Below are 14575 nucleotides of genomic sequence, written 5' to 3'. Positions count from 1 at the left end.
GCGTCCGCCGCTCGCCGGAGTAGATGATGAAAGTCACGCTGGAAGAGCTGCGCGTGCTGGTGGCGGTTGCGGACTGCGGTTCCATTACCTCGGCGGCAGAGCTGCTGGATCAAACCAGTTCAGGCGTGAGCCGCGCCCTGAGCCGCCTCGAAGCCAAACTCAACAGCACCCTGCTGCACCGCACCACGCGGCGGCTGGCCCTGACCGAAGAGGGGCAGCTTTTTCTGACTCACGCGCGCCAGATCCTGCTCTCTGTTGAACAGGCGGAAGAGCAGATCGCCCGACGCCGGGAAACGCCGTCAGGCCGCCTGCGCATCAACGCCGCCGCTCCTTTTATGCAGCACGTTATCGTGCCGCTGATCGGCGCGTTTCGGCAGCGCTATCCGCTGATCCAGCTCGAGCTTAATACCGACGACATTGTGATCGATCTGCTGGAGCAGCAGACCGATATCGCTATTCGCATCGGCGAACTGCGGGACTCCACCATGCGCGCCCGCATGCTCGGCAGCAGCCGGGTGCGGCTGCTGGCCAGTCCGGCCTATCTGCAGAAGTATGGCGAACCGCAGAGCGTCGAGGCGCTGGCGCAGCATCAGCTGATCGGCTTTAGCCAGCTGGAGATGCACAACGTCTGGCCGGTCTGGCAGCGCGAAGGGGAGCTGCTGCGCATTCAGCCGACCATTGCCGCCTCGAGCGGTGAAATCATCCGCCAGCTCGCCCTGGCGGGCCAGGGGATTGCGCGCATATCGGATTTCGTCAGCCATCAGGATCTCGCCGCCGGTCGGCTGCAGGAGGTTCTGGTGCAGCAGACGCACGACGTCAGGCTGCCCGTGCATGCGGTTTACTACCGCAACGCGGAGCTGGCCTCGCGCATTACCTGCTTTCTCGACTTCCTTCATCAGGAGATCGCCGCACAGGCGCGCTTCTGACAAAAAAAAGCCGCGCGTCCTGAGGCGCGCGGCGCATAACAAGGGGTTGAGATCAGGCGGTGGGTTCCAGCACCATAATCTTCACGTCCAGCACGTCGTCTTTGATCTTTTCACGATGCGCTTCCATGTGCGGCATCTGCTGATGCTGCTCCAGGTGGCGCAGCGATTCCCACTGTTCCAGCATAAAAACAGAGTCGGGCGAATTCTGCTTCCACGGCACCTGCGCCTGATGATCGACCAGCGCGTCGTACTGGTGGCAGCCCTCTTCGGCCAGCACCGATGGAATAAGCGCCTTGATCGCCTCCAGCACTTTATTGCGATGTCCTGGTTTAATACAAATTTCAGCCACTACCGTTAGCATGTCCGTCTCCTTGTTTGCGGGTCCGCTTTCAGTTAAGCAAAGATCTCGTTGAGATGTGTCCGATAACGCGCGATATCGCGCGGCACGTCCGGCATCTTGATAACGTCGTTGCAGATAAAGGTCGGCAGCGGCGCCATGCCGAGGAACTGGTTCGCCTTATGGAAGTGCAGATAGAGGCCGTCGACGCCGACGCCTTCAAAGAACTGATCGGGATCGGTAAAGGCCTCCAGCGGCGCGTTCCAGGTCAGGGAGAGCATATATTTTTTGCCCTGCAGCAGACCGCCCGAACCATATTTTTTGCTGGCATCAGCGCGCGAGCGGCCGTCGCTGGCGTAGAGCGAGCCGTGGCCTTCGGTAAAGACCTCGTCGATATAGCGCTTCACCGTCCAGGGTTCGCCCATCCACCAGCCCGGCATCTGGTAGATCACCACGTCGCTGTCGACATACTTCTGCACTTCGTCGGCAATAACATAGTCGCTGTCGGCCAGGGTCACGTTGACCTGATGGCCCAGGTCGCGCAGCTGGCTGACCGCAACGTCAGTCAGAGTATGGTTCAGCTCGCCTTTGGAGTGGGCGAAGGTTTTACCGCCGTCAATAATAAGAATATTCATTCGCTAATCTCATGTGTGTTGCAATAGAGCGCTACTTTACGCCCTCGGCGGCGGCGGAAAAATGGGATTCAGATCACAAGACTTTTGCGCTGGAAGCAATAATCCAGCGGCTTATGACACACTTCGTTGACACTCATCACGCCATACAGAAGAAGAACAATGCGCATATACCTTATCAGCGCGCTGCTGCTCGCCAGCGGCGTCGCGCAGGCGGACTCCCGTCTGGATCAGATCCTCGCCAGCAAAACCCTCAGGGTCTGCACCACCGGCGACTACAAGCCCTACACCTATCTGCGCCCCGACGGCCAGTACGAGGGGCTGGATATCAGCATGGCGCAGTCGCTGGCCGCCAGCCTGGACGCAAAAATCAGCTGGGTGCCGACCAGCTGGAAAACCCTCTCGCAGGATTTCAAACAGAAGCAGTGCGATATCGCGCTGGGCGGCGTGTCGGTCACGCTGAAGCGTCAGCAGATCGCCTGGTTCGCCCAGCCGCTCGGCGTCGACGGCAAGATCCCGCTGGTGCGCTGCGCCGACAAGGCGAAATATGGCACCCTCGCGCAGCTTAACGCCCCGGCGGTGCGGGTGATCGAGCCGGCGGGCGGCACCAACGAAGCCTTTGTCCACAGCCATTTGCCGCAGGCAACGCTGACCCTGTTCCACGATAACGTGACGATTTTCCAGCAGCTGGTGGATAACAAGGCCGACGTGATGATCACCGACGCCTCCGAAGCGCTCTACCAGCAGCAGCGCTATCCGCAGCTCTGCGCCCTTAACCCGCAGGCGCCGCTGCAGTATGGCGAAAAGGCTTATATGATCCCGCGCGACGATATGAGCTGGAAAGCCTATATCGATCAGTGGCTGCACCTGGCGACCGCCACCGGCGAATATGCGCGTATTGCCGCGCAGTGGATGGGCGTGGCGCGCTGATTAGGCGGCCCGCAATCGCACGCCGCACTGCGCTTCCCCTGTGACTAATTGTGGCGATTAAGGTACTATCCTCGCCAAATAACCGCCGGGTGTTTCGCCATTGCGGGACACGAAGTGAGGATAAAATTTAATGAGTGAATTGACGCAGGATGGTGCAGAGCGTCTTGCCCTGCACACATTTACCGAAAACGCGTACCTGAACTACTCGATGTACGTCATCATGGACCGCGCCTTGCCCTATATCGGCGACGGTCTGAAGCCGGTACAGCGCCGAATCATTTACGCCATGTCGGAACTCGGCCTGAACGCCAGCGCCAAATTCAAGAAATCGGCGCGTACCGTGGGTGACGTGCTGGGTAAATACCATCCGCACGGCGACAGCGCCTGCTACGAAGCGATGGTGCTGATGGCGCAGCCGTTCTCCTATCGCTATCCGCTGGTGGATGGCCAGGGCAACTGGGGCGCGCCTGACGATCCGAAATCCTTCGCGGCGATGCGCTACACCGAATCGCGTCTTTCCAAATATGCGGAAGTGCTGCTCGGCGAGCTGGGCCAGGGCACGGTGGACTTCGTGCCGAACTTCGACGGCACCATGCAGGAGCCGAAAATGCTGCCTGCGCGGCTGCCGAATATCCTGCTGAACGGCACCACCGGCATCGCCGTCGGCATGGCGACCGACATTCCGCCTCATAACCTGCGCGAAGTGGCGCAGGCGGCCATCGCCCTGATCGATAAGCCAAACACCAGCCTCGACGCGCTGCTGGATATCGTGCAGGGCCCGGATTATCCCACCGAGGCGGAGATCATTACGCCGCGCGACGAGATCCGCAAAATTTACCAGACCGGCCGCGGCTCTGTGCGCCAGCGCGCGGTATGGAAAAAAGAGGATGGCGAGGTGGTGATCACCGCGCTGCCGCACCAGGTTTCCGGCGCGCGCGTGCTGGAGCAGATCGCCGCTCAGATGCGCAATAAAAAGCTGCCGATGGTGGAAGATCTGCGCGACGAGTCGGATCACGAAAACCCGACGCGTCTGGTGATCGTGCCGCGCTCGAACCGGGTGGATCTCGATCAGGTTATGCACCACCTGTTCGCCACCACCGATCTCGAGAAGAGCTACCGCGTTAACCTCAATATGATCGGCCTCGACAACCGTCCCTCGGTGAAAAACCTGCTGGAGATCCTGTCGGAATGGCTGGTGTTCCGCCGCGACACCGTAAAGCGTCGTCTGAATCATCGCCTTGAGCGCGTGCTGCGTCGTCTGCACATTCTTGAGGGCCTGCTGGTCGCCTTCCTCAATATCGACGAGGTGATCCATATCATCCGCAGCGAGGACGAGCCTAAGCCGGTGCTGATATCGCGCTTCGGCATCAGCGAAACCCAGGCGGAAGCGATCCTGGAGCTGAAGCTGCGCCACCTGGCGAAGCTGGAAGAGATGAAGATCCGCGGCGAGCAGAGCGAGCTGGAGAAAGAGCGCGACCAGATTCAGGCGATCCTTGCCTCCGAGCGCAAGATGAACACCCTGCTGAAGAAAGAGCTGCAGGCCGACGCCGCCGCCTATGGCGACGATCGCCGTTCGCCGCTCCACGAGCGTGAAGAGGCCAAAGCGCTGAGCGAAAACGAACTGGTGCCGTCTGAGCCGGTCACCATCGTCCTGTCGCAGATGGGCTGGGTGCGCAGCGCCAAAGGCCACGATATCGACCCGTCGGGGCTGAGCTATAAAGCGGGCGACAGCTATCTGGCGGCGGCGCGCGGCAAGAGCAATCAGCCGGTCGCCTTTATCGACTCCACCGGACGCAGCTATACGCTCGATCCGACCTCGCTGCCGTCGGCGCGCGGGCAGGGCGAGCCGCTGACCGGCAAGCTGACGCCGCCGCCGGGTGCGGTAGTGGAGCAGGTGCTGATGGAGGCGGACGATCAGAAGCTGCTGATGGCCTCCGACGCCGGCTACGGCTTTATCTGCACCTTCGCCGATCTGGTGTCGCGCAACCGCGCCGGTAAAGCGCTGCTGACGCTGCCGGAAAACGCGCGCGTGATGACGCCGATGGTGGTGCATCACGAAGATGACATGCTGCTGGCGATCACCCAGGCGGGACGGATGCTGATGTTCCCGGTTGGCGAGCTGCCGCAGATGTCGAAAGGCAAGGGCAACAAGATTATCTCTATTCCGGCAGCGGACGCCGCGGCGGGCAACGATAAGCTCGCCTGGCTGCTGATCCTGCCGCCGGGCAGCGCGGTCACGCTCTACGTCGGCAAGCGCAAGCTGGTGCTGCGCAGCGAAGAGCTGCAAAAATTCCGCGCCGACCGTGGACGTCGCGGCACGCTGCTGCCGCGCGGCCTGCAGCGTATCGACAAGGTAGAGCTGGATGCCCCAGCGCGTGCCGTCAGCGAAGACGGCGAAGCCTGAGCAACGCGGCGGAGGTTGCTCTCCGCCGCGCCATAATGAGGGATATATGTTACTAGTACTGCGCACCATCTTTGTGGTGATTTACTCGATCCTGGTTTGTGTTTTTGGCTGCATCTGGTGTCTGTTTTCGCCGCGCAATCCGCGCCACGTCGCGACCTTCGGCCATCTCTTCGGCCGTCTCTCCGGCGTGTTCGGCATCAAGGTGGAGGTGCGTAAACCCGCCGAGGCGGCCCATTACGGCAACGCTATCTATATCGCCAACCACCAGAACAACTACGACATGATCACGGCGGCGAAGATCGTCCAGCCGACCACCGTAACGGTCGGCAAAAAAAGCCTGCTGTGGGTGCCGTTCTTCGGCCTGCTCTACTGGCTGACCGGCAACCTGCTGATCGACCGGGACAACCGCTCAAAGGCACACGGCACCATCGGCCAGCTGGTCGAGCAGTTTGAAAAGAAGCGCATCTCGTTCTGGATGTTCCCGGAAGGCACGCGCAGCCGCGGACGCGGTCTGCTGCCGTTTAAAACCGGCGCCTTTCATGCGGCCGTGGCGGCAGGCGTGCCCATTATTCCTATCGTGGTCTCCAACACGCACGGCAAGATCAACCTTAACCGCCTGAAAAACGGTCTGGTGATCGTTGAGATGCTGCCGCCGGTCGACACCAGCGGTTACACCACGCAGTCGGTGCGCAAGCTGGCCACCCACTGTCGTGAACTGATGATGGAAAAACTGGAAGCGCTCAACGCCGAAGTCGAAGCGCGCGAAAAAAGCGGTAAACTCTGACCGGCCAGCCTCTGGCCGGCACCCGCACGGATGCACGCGGCGCGCTCTGCCCGCCGCGACGCAACACAGCAATAAAGAATAACAATGGGCTGGCGCGCAGGCGCCACGCGTAAAGGGTTTGACGTTCTATGTCTTTCAGCAGACGACAGTTTATCCAGCTTTCTGCTGGTGCTGCGCTTAGCGCAGGTCTCTTGCCTTCAGCGGCGCGCGCCGCCTCCGCTCCCGGTGGCGATACGCCGCTGCCGGTGCCGCCGCTTATTGAATCGCGTCGCGGTCAGCCGATCTTTCTGACGCTGATGCGCAGCCACTGGTCCTTTCTCGGCGACAGTAACAAAGTGCCGGTATGGGGCGTCAACGGGCTCTATCTCGGCCCAACGGTGCGCGTCTACAGCGGCGACGACGTTAAGCTGATCTACAGCAACCGCCTTAACGAGCCGGTGGCGATGACCGTCAGCGGGCTGCAGGTGCCGGGCGCGCTGATGGGCGGCGCGCCGCGCATGATGTCCGCCGGCGTCGACTGGGCGCCGGTGCTGCCGATCCGCCAGAACGCCGCCACCTGCTGGTATCACGCCAGCACGCCGAACCGCATGGCGCCGCACATCTATAACGGTCTGGCGGGCATGTGGCTTATTGAGGATGAGGTAAGCAAGCAGCTGCCGCTGCCGCGCCACTATGGCGTCGACGACTTCCCGCTGATTATTCAGGATAAGCGCCTCGATAATTTCGGCACGCCCGCCTACGATCCGCCCCACGACGGCGGCTTTCTCGGCGACGTGCTGCTGGTCAACGGCGCGCAGAATCCCTTTGTTGAGGTGTCGCGCGGCTGGGTGCGCCTGCGCCTGCTCAACGCCTCGAACGCGCGGCGCTACCAGCTGGTGCTGAGCGATAACCGTCCCTTTACCGTTATCGCCAGCGATCAGGGCTTTCTGCCCGCACCGGTGGCGGTGCAGCAGCTCTCACTCGCCCCTGGCGAGCGCCGCGAAGTGCTGATCGATATGTCGCAGGGCGACGAGGTGTCGATTAGCGCAGGCACGGCGGCGGGCATTATGGACCGCCTGCGCGGCCTGTTTGAGCCCTCATCTATCCTGACCAACACGCTGGTGCTGACGCTGCGTCCGACCGGCCTGCTGCCGCTGGTGACCGATAATCTGCCGATGCGTCTGCTGGCGGATCAGATCCTCGACGGCATGGCGACGCGCACGCGCGAATTCCGCATCGGCGATGATATGCCGGGCATCAACGGCGCGCAGTGGGATCTGAACCGCATTGACACCACCGCGCAGCAGGGCACCTTCGAACGCTGGATCCTGCGCGCCGATCGGCCGCAGGCGATGCATATTCAGGGGGCGATGTTCCTGATCAAAAGCGTCAACGGCGCGCAGCCGATGGGCGAAGATCGCGGCTGGAAAGATACCGTCTGGGTGGATGGCGAGGTCGAGCTGCTGGTGAGTTTTCCGCAAAGCTCTTCCGATCACTTCCCCTTTGTCTACTACAGCCAGACGCTGGAGCTGGCCGATCTCGGCACGGCGGGACAGCTGCTGGTGCAGCCGACGGCGTAACGCTTCAGGCGGGAAGGGCGCGCTGCCCGTCAGGACAGCGCGCATAGCCATCAGCCGTTAGTTGAAGGTTTCTGGATCCGGCCCCAGGCGGTTGCCGCGATCCAGCTTCGCAATCTCGCTCAGCTCGGTCTTCTCCAGGCGGAAATCGAACACCGCGAAGTTCTCCGCGATACGCTCAGGCGTTACCGATTTCGGGATCACCACCAGCCCGCTGTCGAGATGCCAGCGAATAACGATCTGCGCCGGGGTTTTGCCATATTTCTTCGCCAGCTGGCGGATAATCTCCTGATCGAACACCCCTTCGCCGCCCTGCGCCAGCGGGCTCCAGGATTCGGTCTGGATCTGATGCATGGCGTTCCACGCGTGCAGCGTGCGCTGCTGCAGCATCGGGTGCAGCTCGATCTGATTGACCACCGGCGAGACGCCCGTTTCATCCAGCAGGCGCTTCAGGTGCGCTTCATGGAAGTTACAGACGCCGATGCTTTTGGTCAGCCCCTGCTGCTGCAGCTTGATCATCTCTTTCCAGGCGTCGACGTAGCGATCTTTTTCCGGACACGGCCAGTGCATCAGATAGAGATCGACCTGCTCCAGCTGCAGTTTTTTCAGGCTGGTCTCCATCGCCTGCTGCACATTCTGCTGATCGTCGTTCCACAGCTTGGTAGTGACGAAAATCTCTTCGCGCGGCACATCGGTGTCCTGTAACGCCTGGCCGATCGCCTCTTCGTTTTTATAGGCAGCGGCGGTGTCGATCGAGCGGTAGCCCACCTCCAGCGCTTTAAGTACGGCGCGGTGGGCGTCTTCATTGCTCGCCTGCCATACGCCAAGCCCCAGCTGCGGCATCATATTGCCGTCGTGCAGTTTGATAATCGGTTGATCTGCCATACGTGCTCCTTTCTGTTGCAGTGAACCTGTGAGGCTTAAGTCTAGTCAACAAACCTGCCCCCGTTTTTATTGTGGGCGGCAATTCCGTTTCCCGCTCTGCCTGATCCTGCGTAAGTCTTGCCTGTTTCTCCATTTCAGTGGCGGATTTCGCAGCAGCCTGACAGACTGGTTTTTTTACCCTGCGAGAGATATGCATGGCGCACGAAGCTTTGTGTCAGCACCTGGCGAACCAGGTCGTGACCCTAATGACCCATGGACGCAACCGCCTTTGTCCGGTGCAAAACGTCAACCTGATCTACCTTAATCAATATCAGCCGCGCACGCCGATGATGTACCTGCCCGGTATCGTGATTCTGTTTCAGGGCAGCAAAACCGGCTATCTCGGCAGCACCGTTTTTACCTATGACGCCACCAAATATCTGATGCTCACCGTGCCGCTGCCGGTTGAATGCGAAACCTGGGCGTCGCCGGAGGAGCCGGTCGCCGGCATGTTTCTGACGGTGGATACCGCCACCCTGCAGGATCTGCTGATTGAGATTGGCGATGACGAAGATTTCCAGCCGCAGCCGCAAACCTCTGGCATTCACTCCGCCTGGCTGACCGAGCCGATGCTGTGCGCGGCGGAGCGCCTGCTGGACGTCATGGTGCATCCGCGCGACGCGCGCGTGCTGGGGCCGCAGATCGTGCGGGAGATTATCTACTACGTGCTGACCGGGCCGACGGGCGGCGCGCTGCTGTCGCTGGTGAGCCGCCAGACCCAGTTCAGCCAGATTGCCCGCGCGCTGCGCCGTATTGAAAACCACTATGCGGAGAATCTCAGCGTCGATGCGCTGGCGGCAGAGGTAAACATGAGCGTCTCGGCGTTTCATCACAACTTCAAGGCGGTGACGCAAACCTCGCCGCTGCAGTACCTGAAGCGCTACCGGTTGCATCAGGCGCGGCTGCTGATGCTGCATGACGGGCTAAAGGCGAGCGCGGCGGCGGTGCGCGTGGGCTACGAAAGCCCATCGCAGTTTTCACGGGAGTTTAAGCGCTATTTCGGCGTGACGCCGGGAGAGGAGATTAGTCGCGTGCGTCAGACGGTGGCGGAGCCGCAGGCCTGACGCCGCGCGATCACGCCTGCTTTTGCCGACGCTTTTTCCAGATCACCAGGATGCTGCCCGCGAGGCCGACAAACAGCAGCACCATCGGCAGCACCATCAGGATCGCCATCACCTGATCTTCGTGGCGTTTAATAAAGGGCACCTGGCTGATGCCGTAGCCAAACGCCACCACGATCGCCACCCACAGCAGTCCGCTCAGCCAGTTAAACAGCTGAAAGCGGCCGCTCTGCAGGCCGGAGATGCCCGCCATGGTTGGCAGAATGGTGCGGACGAATGCCAGAAAGCGGCCCACCAGCAGCGCCATCAGGCCGTGGCGGTTAAACAGCTGCCACGCGCGCTGGTGATATTGCGCTGGCAGGTGCATAAGCCAGCTCTTGACCAGGCGCGTATTGCCGAGCCAGCGTCCCTGAAGGTAGCTCAGCCAGCAGCCGAGACTGGCGGCGGTAGTGAGGATCACCATGGTGGGGATAAAATCCATTACCCCTTTGGCGACCATCGCGCCCGCCAGCAGCAGTAAGCTGTCGCCCGGCAGAAAAGAGGCGGGAAGCAGGCCATTCTCCAGAAACAGCGTCAGAAACATGACGCCGTAAACTACCCAAACCACATTTGGATCGGCCAGCGCGGCGAAGTCCTGATGCCAGAGCGCATGAACAATCTCGTGTAAAACACTCATCTGCTATCCCATCGAGTCACAAGGAATCTATTTTAGCGGCAATCCGACAGCGAGATTTGATCTGCGGCCGGACGCCATGGCGTGGTTGAGGTTCCGTTTAAGTTTCTACTGTGTCAGGCGTGCAAAACCCGCCGTTAAGTCGTCAATCAGGTCGTCGACATGCTCCAGGCCAATATGCAGACGCACCAGGGTGCCGTCAAAGTCGACGCCGCCCGCTGGCCTGATCGCCGCCAGCTCTTCCGGCTGATTCGCCAGAATCAGCGATTCATAGCCGCCCCACGAGTAGGCCATGCTGAAATGGTGGAAGCGATCGAGGTAATGCGCCAGTTTTTCGCCGCTGAGTTTTTCATGCAGCACGAACGAGAACAGGCCGCTGCTGCCGCTGAAGTCGCGTTTCCAGAAGGCGTGGCCTTTGCTCTCAGGCAGCGCCGGATGGTTAACGCGTGCCACTTCCGGCCGCATCGCCAGCCACTCCGCCACCTGCAGCGCGCTCGCCTCATGCTGACGCAGGCGAGTAGCAAGGGTGCGCAGGCCGCGGCTCGCCATATAGGCGCTGTCGGCGTCCACCGTCTGGCCCATCAGATAGGAGTTCTCGCGCAGCTGCTCCCAGCAGCGGGCGTTTGCCACCGCGGTGCCGATCATCGCGTCGCTGTGGCCGATAAGATATTTGGTGCCCGCCTGAATCGAGATATCGACGCCGTGCGCCAGCGCGTTGAAGAAAAAGCCCGCTGACCAGGTGTTATCCATGATGATCACCGCCTCTGGCGCCCTGGCGCGCACCGCCGCGACAATCGCCGGAATATCCTGCACCTCCATGGTGATAGAGGCGGGCGACTCGAGAAACACCACGCGGGTTTCCGGGCGCACCAGCGCGCCGATTTCGCTGCCGAGGGTATGATCGTAGAAGGTGGTGGCGACGCCGAGCTTGCTGAGAATTTTGGTGCAGAAGTCCTGCGTCGGCTCATAGACCGCGCCGCACATCAGCACATGATCGCCCGCGTCGACGAACGAGAGGATGGCGTTTGCCACCGCCGCCGCGCCGCAGGGATAGAGCACGCAGCCCGCGCCGCCTTCCAGCTCGGTCATCGCCTCCTGCAGCGAGAAGTGGGTCAGGGTGCCGCGGCGACCATAGAAGAGTTCGCCGCTGGCGCGTCCCGCCGTGGCGCGCTTTTTATCGGCAACGCTATCGAACACCAGCGACGAGGCGCGCTGGATCACGCTGTTGACCGCGCCCTGCGTGTAACGTTTGCTGCGCCCCGCGCTGACTAAGGTGGTATCGATTTTTTTGGTCGTCATTCGTGTCTGCCCTGCCGCCTGCTACAAAGCCTTCACGTTACCACGAATTGCCGGTCAGGGTTGACCCCAAATCCTGATATTCAGAACCTGCCCGCTAGCGGAAAGGCGGCGGCGCGCCGCCTTTCTACCGGTTACATCACCCCCATCAGACGCGGCAGCCAGAGCGAAATCGCCGGGATATAGGTGATCAGCATCAGCACGATAAAAAGCAGGCCGTAAAAGGGCAGCATCGCGCCCACCACCTGCTCGATCTTCTGCTTGCTCACCGCGCTGGCGACAAACAGCACCGTGCCCACCGGCGGGGTAATCAGCCCGATGCCGAGGTTGGTCATCATGATCATGCCGAAGTGTACCGGATCGATGCCGAGCGCGGTCGCCACCGGCAGCAGCACGGGCGTCAGGATCAGGATAATCGGCGCCATATCCATTAGCGTGCCAATCACCAGCAGCAGCAGGTTGATGCACATCAGAATAATGTACTTATTATCCGACAGGCTGGTAAAGGCGTCGGTAATAATGGTCGGCAGCTGCATAAAGGTCATCACCGCGCCGAAGCCCGCCGCGAAGGCGATCAGCACCATCACGATGGTCACCGTCTTAATGGTGCGGAACAGCAGGATATGCAGCTGGCTCCACTTAAAGTCGCGATAGATAAACATGGTAACGAAGAAGGCCCAGAGGCAGGCGATCGCCGCCGACTCCGACGCGGTGAAGATGCCGGAGAGTATGCCGCCAAGAATAATGACGATGGTAAAGAGGCCCCAAAAGGCGTCGACGAAAATCTTCACCGCCTGGCGAAACGGAATGCGCTCCCCTTTGGGATAGCCGCGCCTGCGCGCGAAGGCGAGGCACATCACCATCAGGCAGAGCCCCAGCAGCAGGCCGGGAAAGATCCCGGCGACGAACAGCGAGGAGATGGTGACCACGCCGCCGGTCGCCAGCGAATAGATCACCGAGTTATGGCTCGGCGGCGTCAGCACCGCCTGCACCGAGCCGCTGGCTGTCACCGCCGCCGCGAAGTCGCGCGGATAGCCTTTCTGCTCCATCTGCGGGATCATCACCGAGCCGATCGAGGCGGTATCCGCGACCGACGAGCCGGAAATCGCGCCGAAAAAGGTCGAGGCGACGATATTCACCAGCGACAGCCCGCCGCGAATAAAGCCGACAAAGATATAGGCGAAGTTAACCAGCCGCCGCGCAATGCCGCCCTCCGCCATAATCGCGCCCGCCAGGATAAAGAAGGGGATGGTAAGCAGCGAGAACTTATTTACGCCGTTTGTGATCTGAATAATCACCGCTTCCAGCGGCAGATCGATCCACCATGCGCCGATAAAGGCGCTGAGGCCCACGGCGAAGGCGACGGGAAACCCCAACAGCAGCAGCACTACCAGGCTGCCGATCAACATCAATGCGTCCATGGTCGCTCCTTAATGTGTGCCGCCTAAAACCACCACCGGCCGCTGGCTTTGATCGCCGTTCAGCAGCCGCTCAACAACAAACAGCAGAGTAAACAGCGCGCCAGCGGGGATCGGCAGATACATCTCGCCGTAGGTCACCGCAGGCAGCGCGGCGAGCGGCTGCACCCACATCGCCACGCAGAGGTTGTAGCTCGCCTGGAAGATGATCAAACAGGTCGCCACCATCAGCAGATCGCACAGGCGCAGCATCCGCCGCTGCGCGGCGGGCGAGAGGCGATCGGTCACCATTGAGACGCAGATATGGGTACCGGCGCGGAAACCGACCGGCGCGCCGATAAAGGTAAAAATAATCATGCAGACGATGGCGACCGGCTCGGGCCAGGCCAGCGCGCCGTTGAGGACGTAGCGGGCGAAAATGCCGATGGGGATCACCGTCACCATAATCAACAGCGCGACGGCAGCGATCGCCATGCACAGCAGATAGAGCCCATCCATCAGACGAGAGTATCGGTTCATATGCGTTACCTGAATAACGCCGCGCGGAAGGCGCGGCGGCGAGGGGTTAGTTAACGTCGGCGATCTGCGTCATCAGATCCTGATACTTGCCGCCAAATTGATCGCGCACCGGCTGCGTGGCTTTGATGAAATACTCTCTGTCGGTTTCCTGAAAGGTCACGCCGCCCGCCTTCATCTTCTCAATCGACTGCTGGGTATAGGTCGCCCAGAGCTGGCGCTCTTCATCCTGCGCCTCTTTGCCGAGCTTTTTCAGCAGCGTCTGATCTTCCGGCGACAGGCGCGCCCACGACGCTTTAGAGAAGAGGATCATTTCCGGCTGGATAAAGTGGCCGGTCAGGGTGTAGTACCTGGTTACCGGCAGGTAGTTGTGGGCGACAAAGGTTGGCGGGTTGTTTTCCGTACCGTCCACCACGCCGGTTTGCATGGCGCTGAAGACTTCGCTGACGCCCATTGCCACCGGATTAGCGCCCATCGCTTTCAGCGTCGCCAGCGAGATGGCGCTGTTCTGCACGCGGATTTTCATCCCCCTGAGATCTTCCGGCTTGCCGAGCGGCTTTTTGGTGATCATGTTGCGCTCGCCCGCATCGGTCCAGCCGAGAAAGATCATGCGCGCGTTGGCGTCCGCCTCGAACTTGTCGACGATCTCTTTGCCGACCTCACCGTCCAGCACCTTGTGCATATGATCGACGTCGCGAAAGATATAGGGCAGCGTCAGCACGCTGGTTTCCGGCGCGATCGTGGTGACCGGTGCCAGCGAAACGCGGATCATATCGATGGCGCCGAGCTGCACCTGCTGCAGCGTCTGATCTTCGTCGCCCAGCACGCCGCCGGCGTAGACTTTCATCTCCAGCCGACCGTTGGTGGCCTGCCTGAGCTTGTCGCCCATATGCTGCAGCGCCACGACGGTGGGGTAGCCAGCGGGCTGCACCTCCGCCACTTTTAATACCTTCGCCGACGCTGGCGCCGCGCTCAGGCCGAGCGCAGCGCAGACGGAAACGGCAAGGATCCATTTATTCATGCTCATTATTTTTTTCTCCAGCAGGTAGAGGAGGGCACAGGTATAAGCGGCAGAGGAAGCGGCCCGCGTGCTGCCAGAATAGGCAAATCGCGCTGGC

At 61.0% G+C, this 14575-nt stretch carries 14 protein-coding genes; 6 read left to right on the top strand and 8 right to left on the bottom strand.

Annotated elements, in window-relative coordinates; translation table 11 throughout:
* Nucleotides 1–26: 26 nt before the first annotated feature.
* The gene (locus tag MHZ97_RS18655; RefSeq protein ID WP_103794647.1) at nt 27–926 is read left to right on the top strand and encodes a LysR substrate-binding domain-containing protein; all 900 of its coding nucleotides are present in this window, start codon (nt 27–29) and stop codon (nt 924–926) included.
* Between the two features lie 52 nt (nt 927–978).
* Here the strand turns inward: MHZ97_RS18655 and MHZ97_RS18650 are convergent, their stop codons facing one another.
* Nucleotides 979–1287, bottom strand: coding sequence for a putative quinol monooxygenase (locus MHZ97_RS18650; protein WP_103794648.1), 309 nt, complete (start codon nt 1285–1287; stop codon nt 979–981).
* 32 nt (nt 1288–1319) lie between these two features.
* Nucleotides 1320–1898, bottom strand: coding sequence for an NAD(P)H-dependent oxidoreductase (locus MHZ97_RS18645; RefSeq protein ID WP_239315358.1), 579 nt, complete (start codon nt 1896–1898; stop codon nt 1320–1322).
* A gap of 159 nt (nt 1899–2057) precedes the next feature.
* On the opposite strand from MHZ97_RS18645, the gene MHZ97_RS18640 reads away from it, so the two are divergent.
* The 4 genes from MHZ97_RS18640 (at nt 2058) to ftsP (ending at nt 7572) form a co-directional block, all read left to right on the top strand.
* Entirely contained in the window at nt 2058–2825 is a 768-nt protein-coding gene (locus MHZ97_RS18640) for a transporter substrate-binding domain-containing protein (protein ID WP_239315359.1), read from the top strand.
* Between the two features lie 130 nt (nt 2826–2955).
* Nucleotides 2956–5229 (top strand): DNA topoisomerase IV subunit A, encoded by a 2274-nt coding sequence (gene parC / locus MHZ97_RS18635; RefSeq protein ID WP_239315360.1) that lies wholly within the window; start codon nt 2956–2958, stop codon nt 5227–5229.
* A 46-nt stretch (nt 5230–5275) separates the two neighbouring features.
* Nucleotides 5276–6013, top strand: a complete 738-nt coding sequence (locus MHZ97_RS18630; RefSeq protein ID WP_103794652.1) for a 1-acylglycerol-3-phosphate O-acyltransferase — start codon at nt 5276–5278, stop codon at nt 6011–6013.
* A 128-nt stretch (nt 6014–6141) separates the two neighbouring features.
* Nucleotides 6142–7572, top strand: coding sequence for a cell division protein FtsP (gene ftsP / locus MHZ97_RS18625; protein ID WP_239315361.1), 1431 nt, complete (start codon nt 6142–6144; stop codon nt 7570–7572).
* Nucleotides 7573–7629: 57 nt separating this feature from the next.
* On the opposite strand, the gene dkgA is transcribed toward ftsP, so the two are convergent.
* On the bottom strand, nt 7630–8454 hold the full coding sequence (gene dkgA / locus MHZ97_RS18620; RefSeq protein ID WP_103794654.1) for a 2,5-didehydrogluconate reductase DkgA: 825 nt from the start codon (nt 8452–8454) through the stop codon (nt 7630–7632).
* 194 nt (nt 8455–8648) lie between these two features.
* On the opposite strand from dkgA, the gene MHZ97_RS18615 reads away from it, so the two are divergent.
* Nucleotides 8649–9557: an AraC family transcriptional regulator gene (locus MHZ97_RS18615; protein ID WP_103794655.1), complete on the top strand. Its 909-nt coding sequence runs from the start codon at nt 8649–8651 to the stop codon at nt 9555–9557.
* 10 nt (nt 9558–9567) lie between these two features.
* Here the strand turns inward: MHZ97_RS18615 and MHZ97_RS18610 are convergent, their stop codons facing one another.
* The 5 genes from MHZ97_RS18610 to MHZ97_RS18590 all read right to left on the bottom strand — a co-directional run bounded on the left by MHZ97_RS18610 (nt 9568) and on the right by MHZ97_RS18590 (nt 14484).
* Nucleotides 9568–10230 (bottom strand): DedA family protein, encoded by a 663-nt coding sequence (locus MHZ97_RS18610; RefSeq protein WP_103794656.1) that lies wholly within the window; start codon nt 10228–10230, stop codon nt 9568–9570.
* Nucleotides 10231–10335: 105 nt separating this feature from the next.
* The gene (gene metC / locus MHZ97_RS18605) at nt 10336–11526 is read right to left on the bottom strand and encodes a cystathionine beta-lyase (RefSeq protein WP_239315362.1); all 1191 of its coding nucleotides are present in this window, start codon (nt 11524–11526) and stop codon (nt 10336–10338) included.
* Between the two features lie 131 nt (nt 11527–11657).
* The gene (locus tag MHZ97_RS18600; protein WP_239315363.1) at nt 11658–12944 is read right to left on the bottom strand and encodes a TRAP transporter large permease; all 1287 of its coding nucleotides are present in this window, start codon (nt 12942–12944) and stop codon (nt 11658–11660) included.
* Between the two features lie 9 nt (nt 12945–12953).
* The gene (locus MHZ97_RS18595; RefSeq protein WP_239315364.1) at nt 12954–13460 is read right to left on the bottom strand and encodes a TRAP transporter small permease; all 507 of its coding nucleotides are present in this window, start codon (nt 13458–13460) and stop codon (nt 12954–12956) included.
* Nucleotides 13461–13506: 46 nt separating this feature from the next.
* Nucleotides 13507–14484, bottom strand: a complete 978-nt coding sequence (locus MHZ97_RS18590) for a TRAP transporter substrate-binding protein (RefSeq protein WP_239315365.1) — start codon at nt 14482–14484, stop codon at nt 13507–13509.
* Between the last annotated feature and the right edge of the window lie 91 nt (nt 14485–14575).

Origin of the sequence: Pantoea sp. ACRSC (genome assembly GCF_022346785.1) — a bacterium.
Lineage (GTDB): Bacteria > Pseudomonadota > Gammaproteobacteria > Enterobacterales > Enterobacteriaceae > Pantoea > Pantoea alvi.
This window is presented reverse-complemented; position numbering and strand designations above follow the sequence as displayed.